General features: G+C 53.6%; 17 protein-coding genes and 1 tRNA gene. 7 read left to right on the top strand and 11 right to left on the bottom strand.

What is annotated here, in order from left to right:
• Window position 1 precedes the first annotated feature (1 nt).
• Window positions 2-418, bottom strand: coding sequence for a hypothetical protein (locus RJ38_RS17300; RefSeq protein ID WP_156121923.1), 417 nt, complete (start codon window positions 416-418; stop codon window positions 2-4).
• Between the two features lie 90 nt (window positions 419-508).
• Window positions 509-592, bottom strand: a tRNA-Tyr gene (locus RJ38_RS19000).
• Between the two features lie 158 nt (window positions 593-750).
• On the opposite strand from RJ38_RS19000, the gene rlmB reads away from it, so the two are divergent.
• Window positions 751-1,527, top strand: coding sequence for a 23S rRNA (guanosine(2251)-2'-O)-methyltransferase RlmB (gene rlmB, locus RJ38_RS17295; RefSeq protein WP_039020097.1), 777 nt, complete (start codon window positions 751-753; stop codon window positions 1,525-1,527).
• Between the two features lie 216 nt (window positions 1,528-1,743).
• Here the strand turns inward: rlmB and RJ38_RS17290 are convergent, their stop codons facing one another.
• Entirely contained in the window at window positions 1,744-2,052 is a 309-nt protein-coding gene (locus RJ38_RS17290; RefSeq protein ID WP_156121922.1) for a hypothetical protein, read from the bottom strand.
• Between the two features lie 269 nt (window positions 2,053-2,321).
• Between RJ38_RS17290 and RJ38_RS17285 the strand changes: the two genes are divergently transcribed.
• Entirely contained in the window at window positions 2,322-3,401 is a 1,080-nt protein-coding gene (locus tag RJ38_RS17285) for an NAD(P)/FAD-dependent oxidoreductase (protein WP_039020095.1), read from the top strand.
• Here the strand turns inward: RJ38_RS17285 and RJ38_RS17280 are convergent.
• The 4 genes from RJ38_RS17280 to RJ38_RS17265 all read right to left on the bottom strand — a co-directional run bounded on the left by RJ38_RS17280 (window position 3,394) and on the right by RJ38_RS17265 (window position 8,302).
• Entirely contained in the window at window positions 3,394-3,843 is a 450-nt protein-coding gene (locus RJ38_RS17280; protein ID WP_039020094.1) for an NUDIX hydrolase, read from the bottom strand. The genes RJ38_RS17285 and RJ38_RS17280 overlap by 8 nt on opposite strands.
• Before the next feature lie 131 nt (window positions 3,844-3,974).
• Entirely contained in the window at window positions 3,975-6,485 is a 2,511-nt protein-coding gene (locus RJ38_RS17275) for a GcvT family protein (protein ID WP_039020093.1), read from the bottom strand.
• A gap of 165 nt (window positions 6,486-6,650) precedes the next feature.
• Complete coding sequence (locus RJ38_RS17270; protein WP_156121921.1) at window positions 6,651-7,355, bottom strand: hypothetical protein; 705 nt, start codon at window positions 7,353-7,355, stop codon at window positions 6,651-6,653.
• Window positions 7,356-7,387: 32 nt separating this feature from the next.
• Window positions 7,388-8,302 (bottom strand): LysR family transcriptional regulator, encoded by a 915-nt coding sequence (locus RJ38_RS17265; RefSeq protein WP_039020091.1) that lies wholly within the window; start codon window positions 8,300-8,302, stop codon window positions 7,388-7,390.
• Window positions 8,303-8,410: 108 nt separating this feature from the next.
• Here RJ38_RS17265 and metF point away from each other — a divergent pair, with 108 nt between their 5' ends.
• Both metF and RJ38_RS17255 read left to right on the top strand, forming a co-directional pair.
• Window positions 8,411-9,277, top strand: coding sequence for a methylenetetrahydrofolate reductase [NAD(P)H] (metF, locus tag RJ38_RS17260; protein ID WP_039020090.1), 867 nt, complete (start codon window positions 8,411-8,413; stop codon window positions 9,275-9,277).
• A gap of 160 nt (window positions 9,278-9,437) precedes the next feature.
• Window positions 9,438-9,920: a PaaI family thioesterase gene (locus RJ38_RS17255; RefSeq protein ID WP_039020089.1), complete on the top strand. Its 483-nt coding sequence runs from the start codon at window positions 9,438-9,440 to the stop codon at window positions 9,918-9,920.
• Window positions 9,921-9,938: 18 nt separating this feature from the next.
• On the opposite strand, the gene RJ38_RS17250 is transcribed toward RJ38_RS17255, so the two are convergent.
• The 3 genes from RJ38_RS17250 to RJ38_RS17240 all read right to left on the bottom strand — a co-directional run bounded on the left by RJ38_RS17250 (window position 9,939) and on the right by RJ38_RS17240 (window position 14,261).
• Window positions 9,939-11,102 carry a DUF2235 domain-containing protein gene (locus tag RJ38_RS17250; protein WP_052245521.1) on the bottom strand — a complete coding sequence of 388 codons (1,164 nt, stop codon included), beginning with the start codon at window positions 11,100-11,102 and terminating at the stop codon, window positions 9,939-9,941.
• Window positions 11,103-11,114: 12 nt separating this feature from the next.
• Window positions 11,115-13,421, bottom strand: a complete 2,307-nt coding sequence (locus tag RJ38_RS17245; protein WP_039020088.1) for a xanthine dehydrogenase family protein molybdopterin-binding subunit — start codon at window positions 13,419-13,421, stop codon at window positions 11,115-11,117.
• A gap of 237 nt (window positions 13,422-13,658) precedes the next feature.
• Window positions 13,659-14,261, bottom strand: a complete 603-nt coding sequence (locus RJ38_RS17240) for a riboflavin synthase (RefSeq protein ID WP_039020087.1) — start codon at window positions 14,259-14,261, stop codon at window positions 13,659-13,661.
• 206 nt (window positions 14,262-14,467) lie between these two features.
• On the opposite strand from RJ38_RS17240, the gene RJ38_RS17235 reads away from it, so the two are divergent.
• The 3 genes from RJ38_RS17235 (at window position 14,468) to RJ38_RS17225 (ending at window position 19,078) form a co-directional block, all read left to right on the top strand.
• Complete coding sequence (locus RJ38_RS17235) at window positions 14,468-15,769, top strand: capsule biosynthesis protein (protein ID WP_039020086.1); 1,302 nt, start codon at window positions 14,468-14,470, stop codon at window positions 15,767-15,769.
• 144 nt (window positions 15,770-15,913) lie between these two features.
• Entirely contained in the window at window positions 15,914-17,002 is a 1,089-nt protein-coding gene (locus tag RJ38_RS17230) for a polysaccharide biosynthesis/export family protein (RefSeq protein ID WP_039020219.1), read from the top strand.
• A gap of 3 nt (window positions 17,003-17,005) precedes the next feature.
• The gene (locus RJ38_RS17225) at window positions 17,006-19,078 is read left to right on the top strand and encodes a capsular polysaccharide biosynthesis protein (RefSeq protein ID WP_039020085.1); all 2,073 of its coding nucleotides are present in this window, start codon (window positions 17,006-17,008) and stop codon (window positions 19,076-19,078) included.
• Here the strand turns inward: RJ38_RS17225 and ribD are convergent, their stop codons facing one another.
• Entirely contained in the window at window positions 19,079-20,176 is a 1,098-nt protein-coding gene (gene ribD / locus RJ38_RS17220; RefSeq protein ID WP_082005816.1) for a bifunctional diaminohydroxyphosphoribosylaminopyrimidine deaminase/5-amino-6-(5-phosphoribosylamino)uracil reductase RibD, read from the bottom strand.
• Window positions 20,177-20,192: the final 16 nt, after the last annotated feature.

The following is a 20,192-nucleotide window of genomic DNA, read 5'->3' as shown; positions in this document are numbered from 1 at the left end:
GCTAAGATGCTTTTATTCCAACCAAACGTGCAGCAGAACTCTTTTCTGGATGCTCATCAGCAGCTTGTAACGCAACCTTTGCAGCGGCCAGCATAACATCACCGCGCCAGTTACCGGGGGCCATACCGATGTCTGTCATTGTATCTGCGACCTGCATCATCGGTGTCTCTAACAGGTGAACCTCTGTGGAGTAGCGGGTCTTTTCTGCAACTGTGGGATCATCAAGCCGCGACAATAAAGCATCGTGTTCAACGGCCCATTCCGTGACGAGCACAACAGCCTGTTGATACGACACCTTCCCACACGGACGGTTCCAGTTCTTAATCCCCAAGGTCTTCTGATGCTTCGCTGGAACACGCCTGCGATAGTAGTATCGTCCACCGTTTACCTTGAGATGATCGACCTTTTGTGTCCGCATGTGTCCAGAAATCCTCGAAATGTGTCCAGATACGGACCCCTCAGTAGGGGTAAATCTAACAACATAAGGAAAATCAACGCAATAGCGTTATGGTGGGCGACCCTGGAATCGAACCAGGCGTGAGTCGCCTCGAGGGAGTTACAGTCCCCTGCCACACCTTGCGGCCTGACGCCCAACCTGTCGCTGGATTTATAGTTACACATCGGGGGCGTCAACAGGAAAACATCAAATTCCTCACCTTAATTTCACATCAAATGCCCACTTGCGCCCAAAGCCTACAAGGTTCATCTTAAGGACTGCTAGAAAAGACCTAAAAATTAAGGATTACAGTCATGATAAAGCCAAAGTGGGTGGTCGAAAAAGAACAGGCACGCCGCGAAACCTTTTGGCTTTTTGGCCTTCATGCCGTGCGTGACGCTTTGCTGAACCCTGATCGCGTCAAACTGCGCCTCGTGGTTACCAAGAATGCTCATGACAAATTGGCAGAAGATATTGCAAAGAGCGGCGTGACGCCCGAAGTCACGGATCCACGCAAGTTTGACGTGCCTCTCGACAAGCAATCCGTGCACCAAGGCGCGGCCCTTGAGGTCAAACCTTTGAACTGGGGATCCATTGACGAATGCTGTATGGCAGTGGATGGGCAAAAGATGCCACGCCTGATCCTACTTGATCGCGTGACCGATCCTCATAACGTCGGTGCGATCCTGCGTTCTGCGGAGGTTTTCGGTGCCCGCGCTGTCATCGCCCCGCATCGTCATTCCGCACCTGAAACAGGTGCCCTAGCAAAAACCGCCTCTGGTGCGCTTGAACGTCAACCTTATCTGCGTGTTAAGAACCTTGCCGACACAATGGAACGCCTGCGCAAGATGGGTTACGTCATGCTTGGCCTTGATGGCACTGCGGAACACTCCATTGAAACTATGGCGGATGATTATTCCGGCCGCCCTATCGCGTTGGTTTTGGGGGCCGAGGGGCCTGGTCTACGTGATCGCACCAAAGAAACCTGTGATCACTTGGTGAAAATCGACTTTGCCGATGGGGTTGGGTCGCTCAATGTTTCGAATGCCGCCGCCGTGGGCCTCTATGCAGTGACCAAAGCCAGTACATAAAGATCCAACATCTTCACGAAACGGTTACAAACCCTTTCTATCTAGAAATCAGTACCTAGATACCAATCAGGAAGCATGATTTGGAACATCCGCTTCCTCTGTCCCTCGTTCCGCCCTTGGCGCCCGTTTCCCCGACGGGCGTCACTTCTTTTGCTATTGCGCGAAACAATACAGCTACACGATCATCGGAGGTTACGCTAAAGTCTTTGGACAGGTTTAGCGCCCTTCAGGATAATCTATTGCCGGTTTTGAGGACTGTATCATCGTTCCCAAACTTGAACGCGCCACGGGTGAGCGCCCTTTTTCCTCTGCAGCCAACTGATCAAAAATTGCCTGCGCTTCTGGGCTGTGACCCGGCTGCACTGAAGCTGGCACGGATGGCACCTCCTGAACAACTTCACTTGATACCCGCGGGAACGCCCCGTTCCCTGTTACGGACGGATCAGCGAATGCCGGATTGATCAATACCCCAAGGCAGATGCCACCAAAACTGGAGGCCATGTATTTTAACAATTTCATCTTCAATCCTTATCAACCTAGGCTTTCTCAACAATCGCAGCGTTCTTTCGGGGCCAATCTGCCTCAACACGCAGGGACCCACTGAGAAATCGCACATCTATGTTCTTTCTGTCCTTCAGTTAGGGATCTTTCACCAAGTTTCCACCCTGCAGCTGCGCACATATGCGTGTGTTCGCAGTGCCATCATGGCTGCCATGCAGTAAGCGCAATTCTCCGCCACGTTAGGCACGCGAAATTTCGCTTGATATTCTATTAACCCATGTCAAATTCGTCGCATGAAACAAGATATTCTCATTATCGGCGGCGGAGTAGCTGGCCTCAGCGCGGCAGCACATCTCGCAGCACACGCCAATGTCACAATGCTCGAAGCTGAAAGCGCGACTGGGTACCACACATCCGGGCGTTCTGCCGCGTTATTCGAAGAACAATACGGCCAAGAGACCACCATCGCCCTCAACAAAGCCAGCCGTTCGTTCATGGACACCCATGACGGCGGTTTCTTGTCACCGCGCGGCTTTATGCTTGTGGGAAAGGAAGGTCAAAATGCAGCATTTGATGCTGATGTAGAGGCCATGGGGCTAACAGAGCTCACCAAAACGCAAGCGCAATCCATTATTCCGATCCTGAACCCCGACGTGATTACACGCTATGCCCACGCGCATGGCGCGTCGGATATCGACACAGACCGCCTGATGCAAAGCTATACAAAAATGGCGCGCGCCGATGGTGCTAAGTTTGTTATGAACGCCCATGTTGATAAGATGTCCCGCGTGAACGGCCGATGGCACGTGATGGCTGGCGAACAAGCATTCACTGCAGATGTAGTAATCAATGCCGCAGGCGCTTGGGCCAGTCACATCGCGCAGATTGCCGGCGCTCAAGGCATTCTCATTCAACCCTTTCGCCGATCTGTTGCCCGCATCCCTGCCCCCGCAGACCTAGACGTCTCGGCATGGCCCATCCTATTTGGCCCAGGCGAAACTTGGTACGCCAAACCAGATGCCGGGGCGTTGATCATTTCGCCCGCGGATGAGGACCCGGTGGACGCTCACGACGCCTGGGCCGATGATATCACCCTGGCAGAAGGCATCGCCCGCTACCAAGAGGTCGTCACCAGCGAGGTCACCCGCGTCACATCCAACTGGGCCGGCCTGCGCAGCTTCGCTCCGGACCGAAACCTTGTGCTGGGCTTTGACGGGCAAGCCCCCGGCTTCTTCTGGTGCGCAGGCCAAGGTGGCTATGGCATGCAAAGCTCACCTGCCACGGGGCAACTCGTAGCGGACCTGATCATAGGTCGGCCCTCGAAAATCGACACCGACATCATCAAACGCCTCTCACCCACGCGATTTACCTGATCAGAATTTTTGCGGCGATCCCCTCAGGAAAAAGAGGGATCTCGCGGCTTTCCAAATCCTTTAAGTCAAACCAACGCGCGACACATTTCGTGCCGTTGTCCTCAAAGAACTCAATCGAATCTTCGCCTGCAAATGCACCGGTGGGAAACGCAACTTCCGCCACAAATATGATCTCATGCCCTTGGCTGCCTTCGTGCGTATACAAATTCTCAATGACCGTCGGCGCACTGATAATGCGCACATCAATGCCCAGTTCTTCTTGAAACTCTCGCAGCAACGCCCCTTGCCAGACTTCGCCGAATTCAACACTGCCCCCCAAGGGACGCACCCCCTTGATCTCGCCATCATCACACTTCACCTCTGCAGCAAGCAACTTCCCATCTCTCCAATGTAAGCCAAGTGCTTTCACCCGAATGGTTTGTACCGGTCGCCAGACAGCCATGTCTCATCCTCCAAGTTCATCCAAATCACCTCACCAAGGGAAACAATACAAAAGCCCCCGCATTTCTGCGAGGGCTGTTTCCATCTTGCAATAAATACTCCGGGGGTGTGGGGGCTGCCCCCCACTGAAGCTTAGCCAGTTACACGAATGGTCGCGTTGGTTGGGTCATAAGGGCTGTCCACAGTCACTTCTGCGTCCCACAGCTTGTCCTGCATTTTCACCTTCAACTTGGTGCCAGGCACCGTGATATCAGGCGACACATAGCCCATGCCGATGGATTTCTCGAAGGCCACGGAATAGCCACCAGAGGTCAGACGACCAACGCGGGTTGTGCCATCTTCAAGATAGAGCGCCTCGTGACCCCAAGGATCCGCATCATCCGGCCCATCAATCAGAAGCGTACAACATTTAAAGCGCACACCAGTTTCAACCATTGCGTCTTTACCGTGGAAATCTTTTTCCAGATCGATAAAGCGCGGTAGGTCCGCCTCAGCAGGTGTTGCATCACGGCCAAGTTCGTTGCCAAACGCACGGTAGGATTTCTCCTGGCGCAACCAGTTTTGTGCACGTGCACCAACCAGTTTCATGCCGTGTTTCTCGCCAGCGGCCAGCAGCAGATCCCAAAGATAGTTCTGCATCTCAATCGGGTGATGAAGCTCCCAACCAAGTTCGCCTGTATAAGCCACACGGATCGCATTCACAGGGCACATGCCCAATTCGATCTGACGGGCTGACAGCCAAGGGAAACGCTTGTTGGACAAGGCTGTTTCTGGATCGGCGTCGTTGATGATCTCTTTCAACACATCGCGGGATTTTGGCCCGGCAATCGCAAACACACCCCATTGCGTGGTGACGTCCTGGATTTCGATGTAGCCGAAGTCTTCCATCTTATCTTCCGCAGCTTTGCGCAAGAAATCCGCGTCATATTCTGTCCAAGCCCCAGCAGAAACAAGGTAGTAGTTGTTCTCGCCGTTGCGCACGATGGTGTATTCCGTGCGTGTTGTGCCCTTAGATGTCAGCGCATAGGTCAGGTTGATACGGCCGATTTTTGGCAATTTGTTACAGGTGAACCAATCTAGGAACTGCGTCGCACCTGGGCCCTTTACAACATGTTTGGTGAAGGCGGTTGCATCCACAAGCCCAACGCCTTCGCGGATCGCTTTTGCTTCATCCACAGCGTGTTGCCACCAGCCACCACGGCGGAAGGACCGCGCGTCATGGTCAAAGTTTTCTGGCGCATCGAGTGGGCCGTAATAGTTCGGACGCTCCCACCCATTGACCCAACCAAATTGCGCACCAAGCGCTTTTTGGCGATCAAACGCCGGCGCACAACGCAATGGGCGTGCCGCTGGACGTTCCTCATCCGGGTGATGCAAAACATAGACGTGATCGTAGCATTCTTCGTTCTTACGCGCCGCGAATTCCGTGGTCATCCAGCTTTGGCTGTAACGTTTCGGGTCAAGCGACGCCATATCGATTTCAGCTTCGCCATCAACCATCATCTGGGCAAGGTAATAACCCGTACCACCCGCAGCCGTGATCCCAAATGAGAACCCTTCTGCCAACCACATGTTGCGCAGACCAGGGGCCGGACCAACCAATGGGTTGCCATCAGGGGTATAACAAATCGGGCCGTTGAAATCATCTTTCAGGCCGCTTTCTTCACAAGACGGCATCCGGTGGATCATCGCCATGTATTGGTCTTCAATGCGGTCCAGCGCCAGTGGGAACAGATCGGCACGGAATGAATCCGGCACACCATGTTCAAAACAGGCTGGTGCGTTTTTCTCGTACACACCAAGGATCCAGCCGCCGCGTTCTTCACGCACATAGGATTGCGCATCCGCATCACGGATAACCGGGTGCTCTGGGTTGCCAGCTTCGCGATATTTCACAAGCTCGGGGTCCTGATCCATCACGACAAACTGGTGTTCCACAGGCACGGCTGGCATCTTGATGCCCAGCATTTTCGCTGTGCGCTGCGCGTGGTTACCGGACGCTGTAATGACATGTTCCGCCGTGATCACGACCTGTTCGTCGCTTTCCACCAGGTTGCCACCTTTTTCGACCATCTTGGTACAGGTGACGTCCCAATGCGTGCCGTTCCAATGGAAGGCATCCGCCTGCAATTTACGCACGATATCCGCACCGTGCTGACGCGCGCCCTTCGCCATCGCCTGGGTCACGTCAGCTGGGTTAATATAGCCGTCGGTGTTGTGATACAGCGCGCCTTTCAGATCTTCCGTGTTGATCAGCGGCCAGCGGGATTTGATCTCATCCGGGGTCAGCCACTCATAAGGCACATCACAGGTTTCCGCCGTGGACGCGTAAAGCATATATTCGTCCATACGCTCATCTGTTTGCGCCATACGCAAGTTTCCCACCACAGCAAAACCAGCGTTCAAACCGGTTTCTGCCTCAAGGGATTTGTAAAAATCAACCGAGTATTTGTGGATATGCGTCGTCGCATAGGACATGTTGAACAGTGGCAGCAGACCAGCGGCGTGCCATGTCGAGCCGGATGTCAATTCATCCCGCTCAATCAGCATCACATCATCCCAGCCCGCTTTGGCAAGGTGATAGGCAATGGAAGTCCCGATGGCACCGCCACCAACGACAAGGGCTTTGACCTGTGTTTTCATGAGCACGACTCTCTCTGTCAGAATGTTATGCTTAATCTGCCCTAGAAGTAACATTCATGGAAAGTGCCCCGCGACCCGATTTCGCGCAAAACCGACGTGGGGGTGTCGGATCTGACACCCCTCCCTCAATCGACGGGTCTTGTCCGGTAAAAGGAACCAAGTGCATCACTCTTCAGAGCGCCAATAGAACCACTTGTATTCAATTGCTTCATCAAAAACTTCTGGCACCTGCTCTTTGACCTTCTTGATCAATCTCTGAAGAGAGGACCAGGTAACACGGCATTTTTCATTCAGCTCTTTTATTTCTTTGAGCTGAACATCCGTAAATTCACCAGAATTGAAACGGTCTTCTATACCCCCGTATCGATGCAGCTTTGGAGCCTTAACGTATAACAGCGTTGCATCCCCCAAACCACTAGGCGACGTATAAGTGGCTAACATCAATGTAAGCTGTTCTAGCTCATGATAAAAGCTGCCAAAGTACTCTTGTAGTTTTTTGTTTTGAAAACCCATAAGACCTATGGAAATCTCGTCTCTCAATCCCTGAAGTTCTGTTGAGTATCGATAAGGCAAACCATCACTAAATTCGTGATCGCGTAAAACTTCACGCAATTGGTAAGCGCTATAACTGACCAGACGTCGGCCAACGACAACATCGTTAGGTGAGGATTCTCTAAAAATCACTTCTTCGCTGCGCTTAAACTCAGACGCAATCCAGACGAACAGCGCGACACTAAAAGCGAACAACGGTTCTGCTTCGACATCCCGAATTGCTTGAATAGGATCAGAAGGCCACATCAACCACATAAGAAATGCCATAGCGGTTAAGCCTAACCCAATGCGGGCCATAGTTTGTCCAAAAGTCTTCAAGAAAACACTCCTATCATGTTAAAGTATTGTAGTTACCCCTCCAACCCCCGTTGCAACTTCACAGGTTCCGTGCGCGCAAGACGGATGAGATGCGCCATATAGGGTTGGGCGGCGTCGTCGGATCGCACGGCGGCATAGAGGCGTTTGGTTAGGCCGATTTCGGTCAGGGATCGGGTGATATAATCGGAACTGTAGCGCACCTCGCGCAGGACCCAATCGGGCAAGACCGCCACCCCGCGCCCCGAGGCCACTAGCAGCAACATCACTGCTGTCAATTCCACTTTTCGGGTGGCTTTGGGCTCGATCTTGGCGGGGGTCAGCAGTTCCGTGAACACATCAAGGCGCGTGCGGTCCACCGGATAGGTCAGCAAGGTTTCGTCGCGCAAATCCGCCGCGTCCACCCAAGGTTTTTGCGCGAAATCATGGTGCGCGGCGGCCACCAACAAGGGTTCATAGTCAAACAAAGGCTTAAATTCCACGCCTGGCAGGTTCTCAGGATCGGACGAAATCACCAGATCCACGTCCTCGCGTGCAAGCGCAGACAGCGCGTCAAACGCCAGCCCCGCGCGGATATCCACGTCCACATCGGGCCAGGCTTTGCGGAATTCTTCTAAAACTGGTAGCAACCATTCAAAACACGCATGGCATTCAATCGCGATATGAAGCCGTCCGTGACGCCCCGTATGCAGACCTCTGAACTCCTCCTCCGTTGCGGCAACTTCTGGCAAAATCCGCTCGGCCAAACGCAACAGTCTAAATCCCGCAGATGACAGGCGTAAAGGTTTGGTGCGCCTCACAAAAAGCTCAACACCGACCTGATCTTCAAGCCCTTTTATCTGATGCGAAAGCGCACTTTGGGTGATGTTCATAACCCCCGCCGCTCGGGCCAGGCCGCCAGATTCATGGATGGCTCTTATGGTGCGCAGATGGCGAAGTTCGATATGCAATTCAAGTAATCCTCATATTGATCTTTAGAATTATGAAATTGATTCATTCTAACCAACCTGCAATCCAATGAACAACCCGAAACAAAGCTGATCAAGGATGCCGTGCCGATGACCCGCCCGAATATCTCATTTGAATTCTTCCCGCCCAAATCGCTCGCGGCTTCCTTTCGACTTTGGGACACGGTGCAGGCGCTTGCGCCCTTTGCTCCCGAATTCGTATCCGTGACATATGGCGCGGGCGGCACAACCCGAAAATTGACGCATGACGCCGTGACCACCATCGGCAAAGCCACAGGGTTGAATGTTGCGGCCCATCTGACCTGTGTTGATTCCAGTCGCGAAGAGACGCTTGCGATTGCCGCCAACTATGCCAAGGCCGGCGTCCGCGATTTGGTGGCCCTGCGCGGCGATACCCCCGGGGGCGGTGCATTTATTCCGCGCGCCGATGGGTTTACGGACTCGATTGAGTTGATCGAAGGCTTGGCCAATGCGGGCGATTTCAATATCCGCGTTGGCGCCTACCCCGAAACCCATCCCGAAAGCACAGACATGGCGCAGAACATTGCGTGGTTGAAGCGTAAGTTCGAAGCGGGCGCGACTTCTGCGATCACCCAGTTCTTTTTCGACCCCGACACATTCTTTCGCTTCCGCGATGCCTGCCAAGCCGCTGGCATTGACGGAGATCGTATTCTTCCCGGCATTCTTCCCATCGAAAATTGGGCGGGTGCACGCAAATTCGCACAAAGCTGTGGCACCCAAATTCCAGCCGAAATTCGTCAAGCGTTTGAGAACGCTGCTCGGGATAACTGCCATGAACTGCTTGCCCTCGCCCAATGTTCAGAACTCTGCTCAGATTTGCTAGATGGGGGCGTACAAGACCTACATTTTTACACCCTGAACACCCCAAACCTCACCCGCGACACCTGTCGCGCTTTGGGGATTGAGCCCGAGGTCAAACTGCAAAATGTTGCCTAACCTATAACCGACCCATTTGATCTTCGCGCGAAGCGCGCCCGGCCCAACACTTTTTGCGACGACTTCGCCGTTGCTAAAGGGGCGGGAGCCCTGCGACCCCGCGTTAGGGTTGAAAACAAATACAACTCATGGCCAACTGGGGGAAACATCAAGGATCCCCATGCCCTCTTTCATCGCAAGCTCCCCCGCTCAAATGCCAACGCAAGAAGATCTCTTCTCACGCTCAGGTCTGGAATTCATGCAGGATGTCCTCAACGGCACTTTGTCAGGCCCTCCCATTGGCAAAACAATGGGATTTCACCTGCACAGCGTAGAACAGGGTCACGTCGTGTTTCGCGGCACGCCTGAATTTGACCTGACCAATCCGATGTCGACGGTGCATGGCGGTTGGTATGGTACGATCCTCGACAGTTGCATGGCTTGCGCGGTCATGACTGAAGTGCCGAAAGGCTCCATCTACACAACCTTGGAATATAAAATAAATATCAACCGCGCCATTCCCTTAGGCACAGAGGTTGAGGCCGTCGGCGTCGTTCAACATGCTGGTCGATCAACCGGGATTTCCCGTGGCGAATTGCGTGGTGTCGCCGATGGAAAGCTTTATGCCACCGGGTCGACAACCTGCATCATCATGAAACCCTGACGCACCATGCGCCCTGCCTTATTCACCTTGCACCGCTCCCGCACCAAGCATCCGATCACCCCCCATGCGTTTGGCGGTTTTTTGTGGCCCCGCCACCTCAGAAGTTTCGCCCAAAATTTGTTCCGCGAGGTCAGCCCGCAAAATCCGCGCTGTGGGCGAATGTCCGACAGCGCTTTCGTGGATCATTTCAGATACATCGCGCCCTACATTGCGTCGCCGACGATTTAAAAACAACATGCCCCACCCGCGATAGGATCCAACCGCCGGTGCAGTTGCATCTCGCTTGAACCGTGCACGCCATCCATCAGGCAATTGCAAGCCCAGCGCTTCCGCCCGTCCAAGTACCCAGACGAGAGGAATATTCGACAGGCCTCGGCTTTCTTCATGCCCACCGATCTGACCGCCAATGTCACTATGCGCGCCCTTAAACCACATCTGCTCAACGTTCCCAGCCCAATCGCCCGGCGTATCCCACAAAACTGGCGCAAAGGCCTGGCGCGTTTCATCTAACGCCAAAGCGTGATACCCATGGCGTACAGATGCCCCAAGTGTGTGATTGTGAAACTCATAGACATCCGGCACAAATCGCCAAATCAGCGGGGCACGAAACCCCAAGGCTTTGACAGTATCCCACACGCCGATCATCTCGATCTCAACCGGCGTGTTATGACAATACATGCGCGCGAACCTTTGGGCAGTCTCGGCCCCTGGCGAGCATTCATAATGTCGGTAGGCTTGACGTATATTGCGCTCCGTCGCTTCTGCTGGGCGCAACAAACCAATGCGATCAATGACACCTGCAAGGGATCGCACGGCGAAAGCCCCACGCGAATATCCAAACAGAAATATCCTATCCCCCGGCCTATATTTTGAAGACAAATGCCCATATGCAGCCCGGATTTGACGGTTAATACCCCGCCCTCGGATGACGTCCACCGTGTCGCGCCATGATTTCCACTGCACACCGGCGCCATAAAACAATGTCATATCCGCAGTTGGTGCCCGTTCATGCAATAGCTTGTAAGTTATCGCTGCATTGGTATGGCATTCTGGGTGTAAAGACGACATGGTTCCATCAATGATCACCACATGGTTTACAGGTCCACGCCGCGCCACAGCACGGGTGTCACTGCGCCAACTTGATGGACGCAGCCAATTCGCTATGCGCTGAACAATGCGCATTAAACTGTTCCTTTAAAGTTTGTCACCAGAAGCATTTTTCAACATCTCCCAAACACGAAGCGGTGTGAACGGCATATCTGCCTGACGCACCCCACGTTCCCAGAGCGCATCTTGTACCGCATTGGCCACTGCCGCCATCGAACCAACGGTTCCAGCTTCGCCACAGCCCTTCATTCCCATAGGGTTGTAACTTGAAGGCGTGGGTTCGTTCACGAATGTAACCCATGGCATATTATCGGCACGTGGCATTGCATAGTCCATGAACGTTGCCGTGAGGAGCTGGCCATCTTCATCAAAACCAACCTGTTCCGTGATCGCCTGGCCCAACCCCTGCGCAACACCGCCATGTATCTGACCTTCTACCACCATCGGGTTAATAAGGTTGCCAAAGTCATCGACGACGGCGTAACCATCTATACATACAACACCGGTTTCAGGGTCAATTTCTGCCTCAGCCACATGCGCACCATTGGGGAAGGAACGCGCATCAAGAGTGATCCTAGCCTCGTGTTGCAAAAGATCCTCGCGCCCGTCTTCACGTGCCCAAGCAACCACAGTCAGGATATCAGGCGTCTGATTTGATCCTTCCGCACGAAAGCTTTCATGATCGAAACTAACGTCATCTTCTGCCACACCCAAACGTGTCGCAACAAAGGGTGTCAACGCTTTCACAATCACCGAAACACATTCCAAAGTCGCGGCATTTTGCACCGTGCCAGAACGTGATCCACCTGTGCCACCACCTTGCTTAATACGGGCCGAGTCACCCTGTATCACTTTGATGCGATCAATTGGGATCCCGCTTTGGTCAGACAAGAATTGCGCATAAACCGTCTCGTGTCCTTGGCCATTGCTTTGCGTACCAACCAGCAATTCTGCCCCGCCATCTGCGGTGAACTCGACTTTAGATGTCTCAGAAGGGTCACCGAGGATAGATTCAATATAATAACAAAGCCCCCGTCCCCGCAACAAACCCGCCGCCGCACTTTTGGCTTTGCGCGCTGCGAACCCTGATTGATCGCTTTCCAATGCGGCACGATCCAAAACCTTATGAAAGTCGCCAACGTCATAGGTTTCCCCCGTCGCCGCCTTATACGGAAACTGATCCTTTTTGATAAAGTTGATACGGCGCAACTCCCATGGATCAACGCCCAATTCACGCGCAGCACGATCCATCAGGCGTTCTAAAGCATAGATGGCTTCAGGCCGCCCAGCGCCACGATAGGCATCAACACAAGTGGTGTTCGTATAGATCCCCTGCACCCGCAACCATGTCGTCTGGCAGTCGTAAGTTCCCATCAGAACCCGCGAAAACAACTGCGTTTGAATAGGCTGGGCGAAACCCGAATTATAGGCCCCCATATTGGCAATAGTATTCACACGATAGGCAAGAATGCGATGATCCGCATCAAAGGCCAATTCACAGGTCGATGTCAGATCCCGCCCTGCATTATCGGACAACATGCTTTCGGTGCGGTCTGCCATCCAGTGCACTGGGCGCTGCAAAATACGCGCCGCCGCCGCCACAGGGATATATTCGGGATAATGCATTGCCTTCATGCCAAAGCCTCCCCCCACATCTGGGTTGGTCACCCGGATGGACTCAGGGTCAATCTTCAGCGCTTTTGACAGATCTTTCTTCATCCCCCAAACGCCCTGCCCATTCACACTGAAATGCAAACGGCCGTCTTGTGTCGGGTCAGGTTCTGCGAAACACCCGCGTGGTTCCATCGCGTTCACGATCACACGATTATCGCCAATGTCCAAAGTTACGTGGTGGGCCGCAGCATCAAAAGCTGCCTGGGTAGCGGTTTCATCCCCCAGCCCCCAGTCGAAGGCAAGGTTATCGGGGGCTTCATCATGGATCGCATCGCCGCCAACGCTTAGCCCTAAATGCACAGGACATTCGTCAAAATCAAACTCGATCAACTCGGCCGCATCCTTTGCGGCTTCCATGTTGTCCGCTATGATCACTGCAATCGCTTCCCCTACATGACGCACACGCGACTTCGCAAGCACGGGTCGCAAAGGCGATGCCCCGTCAGATCCGTCGCGATTTGTCACCACGGAACCGTTCAAACCGATCTCTATGCCCAGCGCTTCTAAATCTGCGATAGACCAAACAAGATGCACACCCTCCGCATCCCGCGCATCAGAAAGATCCAGCGTGGTAATATCGGCATGGGCCACAGGTGAGCGGAAAAAATAAGCCACCAACGCGCCGTCCGGGCGAATGTCATCGACATATTGACCTTGGCCGGTCAAGAAGCGCACATCTTCAACCCGTTTCACTGGTTGGCTTTTTCCGAATTTTTCCATGGGGTCTCTCTTGTGCGGCTAGGTCTTTTCTCTAGCCTAGCCCCCACCGCGCGCTTGTCCATAGCGATTACACAAATGCGGCACAGCAAATCAATCAAACAGATGCGAACGCCCTGCGCAATTTATGCACGCCTTACTTCGGTCATGTCCATCGCCCAACTTTGGAAACCGACAAGGTGCATGTATTTCACCACCCCGCCCGCTTGAACATTCATTGCCACCGAGGCGGCACTGAAATTAGTCGAAATCGCGCAAACGTGCGACGTAGCGGGCCATTGTATCTATCTCAAGATTGATATGATCGCCTACACTGACATCCCCCCAAGTCGTAACTTCTTTTGTATGAGGAATAACATTGATGCCGAATGTACATCCTTCGACCTCATTCACAGTCAACGACGCCCCGTTCAGCGCAACAGAACCTTTGGGCGCAATAAATCGTGCAAGTTCTTCAGGGGCACGGAACGTCATGCGGGTGCTGTCACCTTCGTCGCGCAGCTCAATCAATTCCGCTACTCCATCGACGTGACCAGATACGATATGCCCACCAAGCTCATCGCCCACCTTCAACGCACGTTCCAAATTCAGACGACGCCCGGCAAACCATGCATTGCGGCCAATATTGGTCAGATTGACGCTTTCAGCTGAAATTTCAACGTCGAACCAATTCATTGGCACCGTCCCGGTCGCGATCACAGTGAGGCACACACCATCACACGCAATCGAAGCCCCCATATCAACGGTGTCCACATCATAAGACGTACCGATACGCGCACGCAAATCGCCGCGCTGTTCAACTTCAAGAACTTCGCCAATATCTGTAATAATTCCAGTAAACATGCTACGCCCCTGATTAGATGCCTTTGCCCCGGGTTAGCTTTTTGAGAAAGCTGGCGCAAGTGAAACCCTTGTGACAAACTTGCGCAATGATCCTGCAATGGGTAACTATACCCTTAGTTTCGCCTTATATCTGTAATAGGCTAAACTTCAGCGACATAACATCAGGTTCAACTGAGGGCGTAGACTCACAGAAAGTGCGGGCAGTAATGAGTAAAATCTCACAACCATCTCCAGCTGGGAGCAGTTTTCTGTTCTTGCAAGGACCGCACGGGCCGTTTTTTTCACGGCTCGGAAAAATGTTACGCTCGGCAGGTGCCGAGGTTCACCGGGTTGGGTTTAATGCCGGAGATCAGGCCATGTGGTTTCGTGGGCCGGGCTATATTCCTTACATGGGAACCCCCGAAGACTGGGGGCCATTTTTTGAAACCCAGCTGGACGCCCATAAAGTCAGCGATATCGTGCTCTATGGTGACACCCGCGACATTCATGCCACCGCCGTCTCATTGGCCAATGCCCGAGGGCTGCGGGTACATATCTTTGAAGAAGGATATTTGCGCCCCTATTGGATCACCTATGAGCGCGGTGGATCAAACGGCAACTCTCGGCTGATGGAGCTGAACCTTCAAGACATGCAAAAAGCCTTGGAAACCGTTGATATGGATGTGCCAGAAGTTCCCGCGAACTGGGGCGACATGCGTCAACATATGTTTTACGGCGCGCTGTACCATTGGTATGTGATGCTGCGGAACCGGAAGTACAAAGGGTTTAAACCCCACCGTGAAATCAGCGTCTGGCGCGAGTTTCATCTATATTTCCGAAGCCTCATGTTGGCACCTTTTTTGGCTATGGACCGGATTGCGGCAAGTACACGCATCAAATACGGTGGCTTCCCCTTTCATCTGGCTTTGCTTCAGTTGGAACATGATTCAAGTTTTCGTATGCACAGCCCCTTTGCAACGATGACACAGTTCTTGGAAGCGGCAGTTAAAGGATTTTCCGAAGGCGCACCTTTGCACCACCACTTGGTGTTCAAGGCCCACCCATTGGAAGATGGGCGGATCCCTCAACGGCGGGAAATTCAGCGAATCGCTCGCGAGTTTGGCGTCGAAAAACGGGTTCATTATGTACGCGGCGGCAAACTTGCCAAACTTTTGAACCACGCCAGAAGCGCAATCACCGTCAATTCCACTGCTGGCCAGCAGGTGCTTTGGCGCGGACTGCCTTTGAAGGTTTTTGGCGATGCGATCTACGCAAAACAGGAATTCGTCTCTAAGCAACCCTTGGCGGAATTCTTTGCCCAACCCAACCGCCCAGACACGCGCGCATACCGTGATTATAGGCATTTTATCTTGGAAACATCGCAAATCATCGGCGGATATTATTCAGCGCGCGGACGGCGTCAGGCCCTACGCCAGGTCGTCGACATGATGTTGGCCGACCTGGATCCTTATGAGGCATTAATGACCGGGAACGCGGCACCAAGGCAACAATTGCAAAGCATAAGGTGAGCTACAACAAACGTAGCTGGATTTCTAACCACCCCTTGCGTAAGGTACCCTAAATAATACTGCGGTCAAAAAATGCCGCAAATAATAATACATGAGGGCAGAGTAGTGATTTATTTGACAACCGGATGGGTGAAACCCCTTGCTATGACCGCAGTTATTTTTGCGCTTACGTCTTGCGGTTTGCCGCGCTCCGGACCAAGCAAGCGGGAAATTCTTGCAGGCGCCGATGATGTCCAACATAGCTCATTCATTATTCCGGTGACCAACCAAACATCAAACCTGATTGTCGAAGAACCCCTAACCGGATTTTCACAAGCCTTCCTGAACGCAAGCCAGATCGGATCCGACACGATTCGCCCCGGTGACACGCTCGGCCTTTCTATCTGGGAAAACGTTGACGCTGGCGTTCTTGGCACGCGCGGTGCCCCTTCCACGTTGAGTGAACTGCAAGTTGACGGTGCCGGTATGATTTTCGTTCCCTACGCAGGCCGTGTACGGGCAGCTGGAAACACGCCTGAAGCATTACGTCGTATAATTACAGAGAAACTTGATGATCAGACGCCCGATCCCCAAGTTTTGGTGACGCGCTTGGCTGGGGACGGTGCAACTGTTTCTATTGTCGGCAGCGCCGGCACACAGGGTGTGTTCACAATTGAACGTCCAACGCGAACCCTTGCACCAATGCTTGCCAGCGCTGGCGGCATCTCTATTGCACCAGAAATCGTCCATATCACAGTGCTACGGGGTTCTCAGCGCGGGACAGTCTGGCTTGAAGATCTGTATGAAAATCCAGAACTGGATATCGCCCTACGTGGCAATGATCGCATCCTCGTAGAGGCCGATAAGCGCGCATACACCACTATGGGCGCAACCGGTGGCCAAGGCCTTGTACCGTTCGAATCTCGGGAACTTTCTGCTGTAGAAGCCATCGCGCGTGTCGGCGGCATCTCTACAAACACCGCGGACCCGACCGGCATCTTCGTTTTCCGCACCGAGTCTGCAAAAACAGCCAATGCCGTGCTGGGACGCAGCGATCTGGCAGGGCCGCAGCGGGTTGCATATATCCTCGATTTAACGAAACCGAACGGCGTATTCATCGCGCGTGATTTCATGATCCGCGACGAAGACACGATCTACGTCACTGAGGCCCCATTCGTGAGTTGGAACAAATCCATCTCCGCACTCACCGGGTCTTTGCAATCTGCGACTGCCATTAGCAGCATTGCCAATTAACATATGACGAAGCAGAGTAACGGCTTACAAGACGCTGGACCTGAAAAGGGCCAGCGTCTTTATGTCTATAATGGTGGTTTTCTCACTCAACCCCGTATCCGGCGCATGCTCACACTTGCCGGATATGAGATAAAAATCGGCACTCCTTCCGCAGGCGACATGGTAGGCGTTTGGGGGAAAAGTCCGACCTCGCCCCGCGGTGAAAAGGTGGCCGACAGACATGACGCACCCATCCTGCGGGTTGAAGATGCTTTCTTGCGATCAGTATTACCCGGTCGAAGTGGCAGTGAACCCATTGGTCTGCTTTTGGACGACAAAGCCGTGCATTTCGACAGCAGCACCCCCTCTAGACTTGAAGAAATCCTTACACAAACCCCTTTAGATGACACCGCTATATTAAATCGTGCCCGTGGTGCAATCGAGCGCATCCACAAGGCCCATCTGTCCAAGTATAACAACTTTGATCCAGCCCATGACTTACCCGAAGCCGGTTATGTACTGGTTCTCGATCAAACGCGCGGTGACGCCTCGGTGACATATAGCGGGGCCAACTCAAACACCTTCCGAGAGATGTTGGTCTTTGCACAACAAGAACATCCGCACGCAAAGATACTAATCAAAACCCACCCAGAAACCGCCGCTGGCCATCGCGAAGGTTACTTCACACCCAGTGACGAGAACGACCGCGTCACCTTATTCACGGGTCCAGTGTCCCCCTATGGCTTAATGCAAGGGGCGATTGCCGTGTACACAGTGTCCTCTACCTTGGGGTTTGAAGCCATTTTCGCAGGCCACAAACCACGCGTGTTTGGTCAACCCTTTTATGCTGGCTGGGGGCTGACACAGGACGAACACCCCGTTGATCGGCGCCAACGTGTTTTAACCCGTGCCCAGCTTTTTGCCGGAGCAATGATTTTATACCCGACTTGGTATGACCCGTGCAATGATCGCCTCTGTAGCTTAGAGGACGCGATCGGTGCGTTGGAAGCCGAAGTTCGACAGTGGCGAGAGGATCGACAAGGCTATATCGCCATGGCCATGCGCAGTTGGAAACGCGGGCACCTACAAAAATTCTTTGGACATCAACGCGCAGTACGGTTTGACGACCGCCCTAAACGCGCTGCCGCCAATGCAAGACATGACCGCCGACATCTGATGATTTGGGCTGGATATGCAGATGATCGTATTCGCGATGCGGCCAAACACACCACCCTAAGACGTGTTGAAGATGGTTTCCTACGTTCGCGCGGGCTGGGCGCAAACTTAACCCCGCCCCTATCCTTGGTCGCGGATGACGTAGGCATATATTATGATCCACGCACCCCAAGCCGGTTGGAACACCTGATAGCAGAGCGCCAGCGTCTAAGCGACGCCGAAGATACACGCATTGAGCGCCTGATCCATAAAATCACCGATGCAAGGCTCAGCAAGTATAATCTGAAACCAGACGCAATCACTTTACCACCGCGCGCAGAGGGCCGAAAATGCATATTGGTGCCGGGGCAGGTCGAAGATGATGCCTCTATTCGGTTTGGAACGGATGCGATCAGCAGCAATGCAGGTTTGCTGCAAGCCACCCGCGAAGCCAACCCTGATGCGCAGATCCTATACAAACCCCACCCGGATTGTGAAGTTGGCCTGCGCACGGGGGGCCTAGATCAATCAGAGGCGCTTCAGTGGGCCGATTACGTCATAGACAATGCCGATCCTGCGGTTCTACTTGATCACTGTGATGAAGTGTCAACCATGACGTCACTGATGGGGTTTGAAGCCCTTCTGCGTGGCAACAAAGTCACCTGTTATGGTGTACCGTTTTATGCCGGGTGGGGGCTTACCCAGGATATGTCTGAAACACCTAAACGCCGTCATGCACGACCAACTGTTGCGGGCTTGGCTTATGCGGCCCTAATCGATTACCCCCGCTATTTTGATCCAAAATCCGGACGTGCTTCGCCAGCTGAGACAATCGTCGAGCGTTTGATCTCGGGGGATTTTCCTGCCCCCTCTCGATACAATCGGATCTTATCGAAGCTACAGGGGCGTTTGGCCAGCTATCGTTGGATTTGGACGCGTTGATCAGCTTTCACGTTGCCAGCTGTGAACCGTGTCGCCTCCAAGAGCTTTCACATCCTTCAAGGTGAAACGCGGGGCGTCCGCCAAATGATCCAACCCCATCGGCCCAAGCCCCGACAGGCCTTCTGCCCCCAGCATGATCCCAGCAGTATAGCCTGAAATATGATCGACCATATTGGCACGCAACAAAGCCGCAGCAAGCTGCCCCCCGCCTTCACAATAGACCCGTGTCAAGCCTTCGTGCCCAAGCGCCTGCATCATCGCAAGCGGTGACAAAGTGCCATTCTCTTCAGCAACTTCAATAAGTTTCACACCGCATGCAGTCCAAGCGTCACGATGTTCACGCAGCGCGGATGGGCCATGCATTATCCAAACCGGAATTTCGCGCGCGGTCTGCGCAAGCTTGCTGCTTAAAGGAATATCCAGCATCCGCGCGGCGACCACGCGCACCGGTTGCTGTCTCACACCAAGCCCACGCACGTTAAGCGACGGGTCATCGGCACGTGCGGTCCCTGCCCCAACAAAAACAGCGTCATGACGGGCCCGTTCCATATGAACATTGCGCCGCGCAGCCGGTCCTGTGATCCATTGGCTTTCGCCACGCGCAGTTGCGATACGTCCATCAAAACTGGACGCCAGTTTCAAAGTTAGCATCGGACGGCCCAGATTGATCCGCCGAAAAAAACCCTCGTTCAGCGCATGGGCCTCAGATGCACAGATCCCTGTGACGACTTCGATCCCTGCCTCACGCAAGATCTTGTGTCCACGCCCCGCAACCCTTGGATCGTCATCTTCCAAAGCCGACACCACACGCACGATACCGGAATCAATCAAAGCCCGTGCACAGGGCGGGGTTTTACCGGTGTGGGAACAGGGTTCAAGGGTGACATATGCCGTCGCGCCCATGGCAGCGTTTCCAGCCATAGCCAACGCCTGAGGTTCGCCATGCGGACGGCCGCCAACCGCAGTGTGGCCACGCCCAACCGTGACGCCATTTTTCACGATAACGCAGCCAACCGAAGGGTTCGGCCAAACCGTTCCCAATCCACGCCTTGCAAGCGACATCGCATGTTTCATATGGCGCAAATCGTCAGCCGACATCAGCACATCCTTGCGG

The organism is Halocynthiibacter namhaensis (assembly GCF_000812685.1).
Lineage (GTDB): Bacteria > Pseudomonadota > Alphaproteobacteria > Rhodobacterales > Rhodobacteraceae > Halocynthiibacter > Halocynthiibacter namhaensis.
The sequence above is the reverse complement of the archived record's forward strand: the minus strand, read 5'-3'. Positions and strand labels throughout refer to the sequence as shown.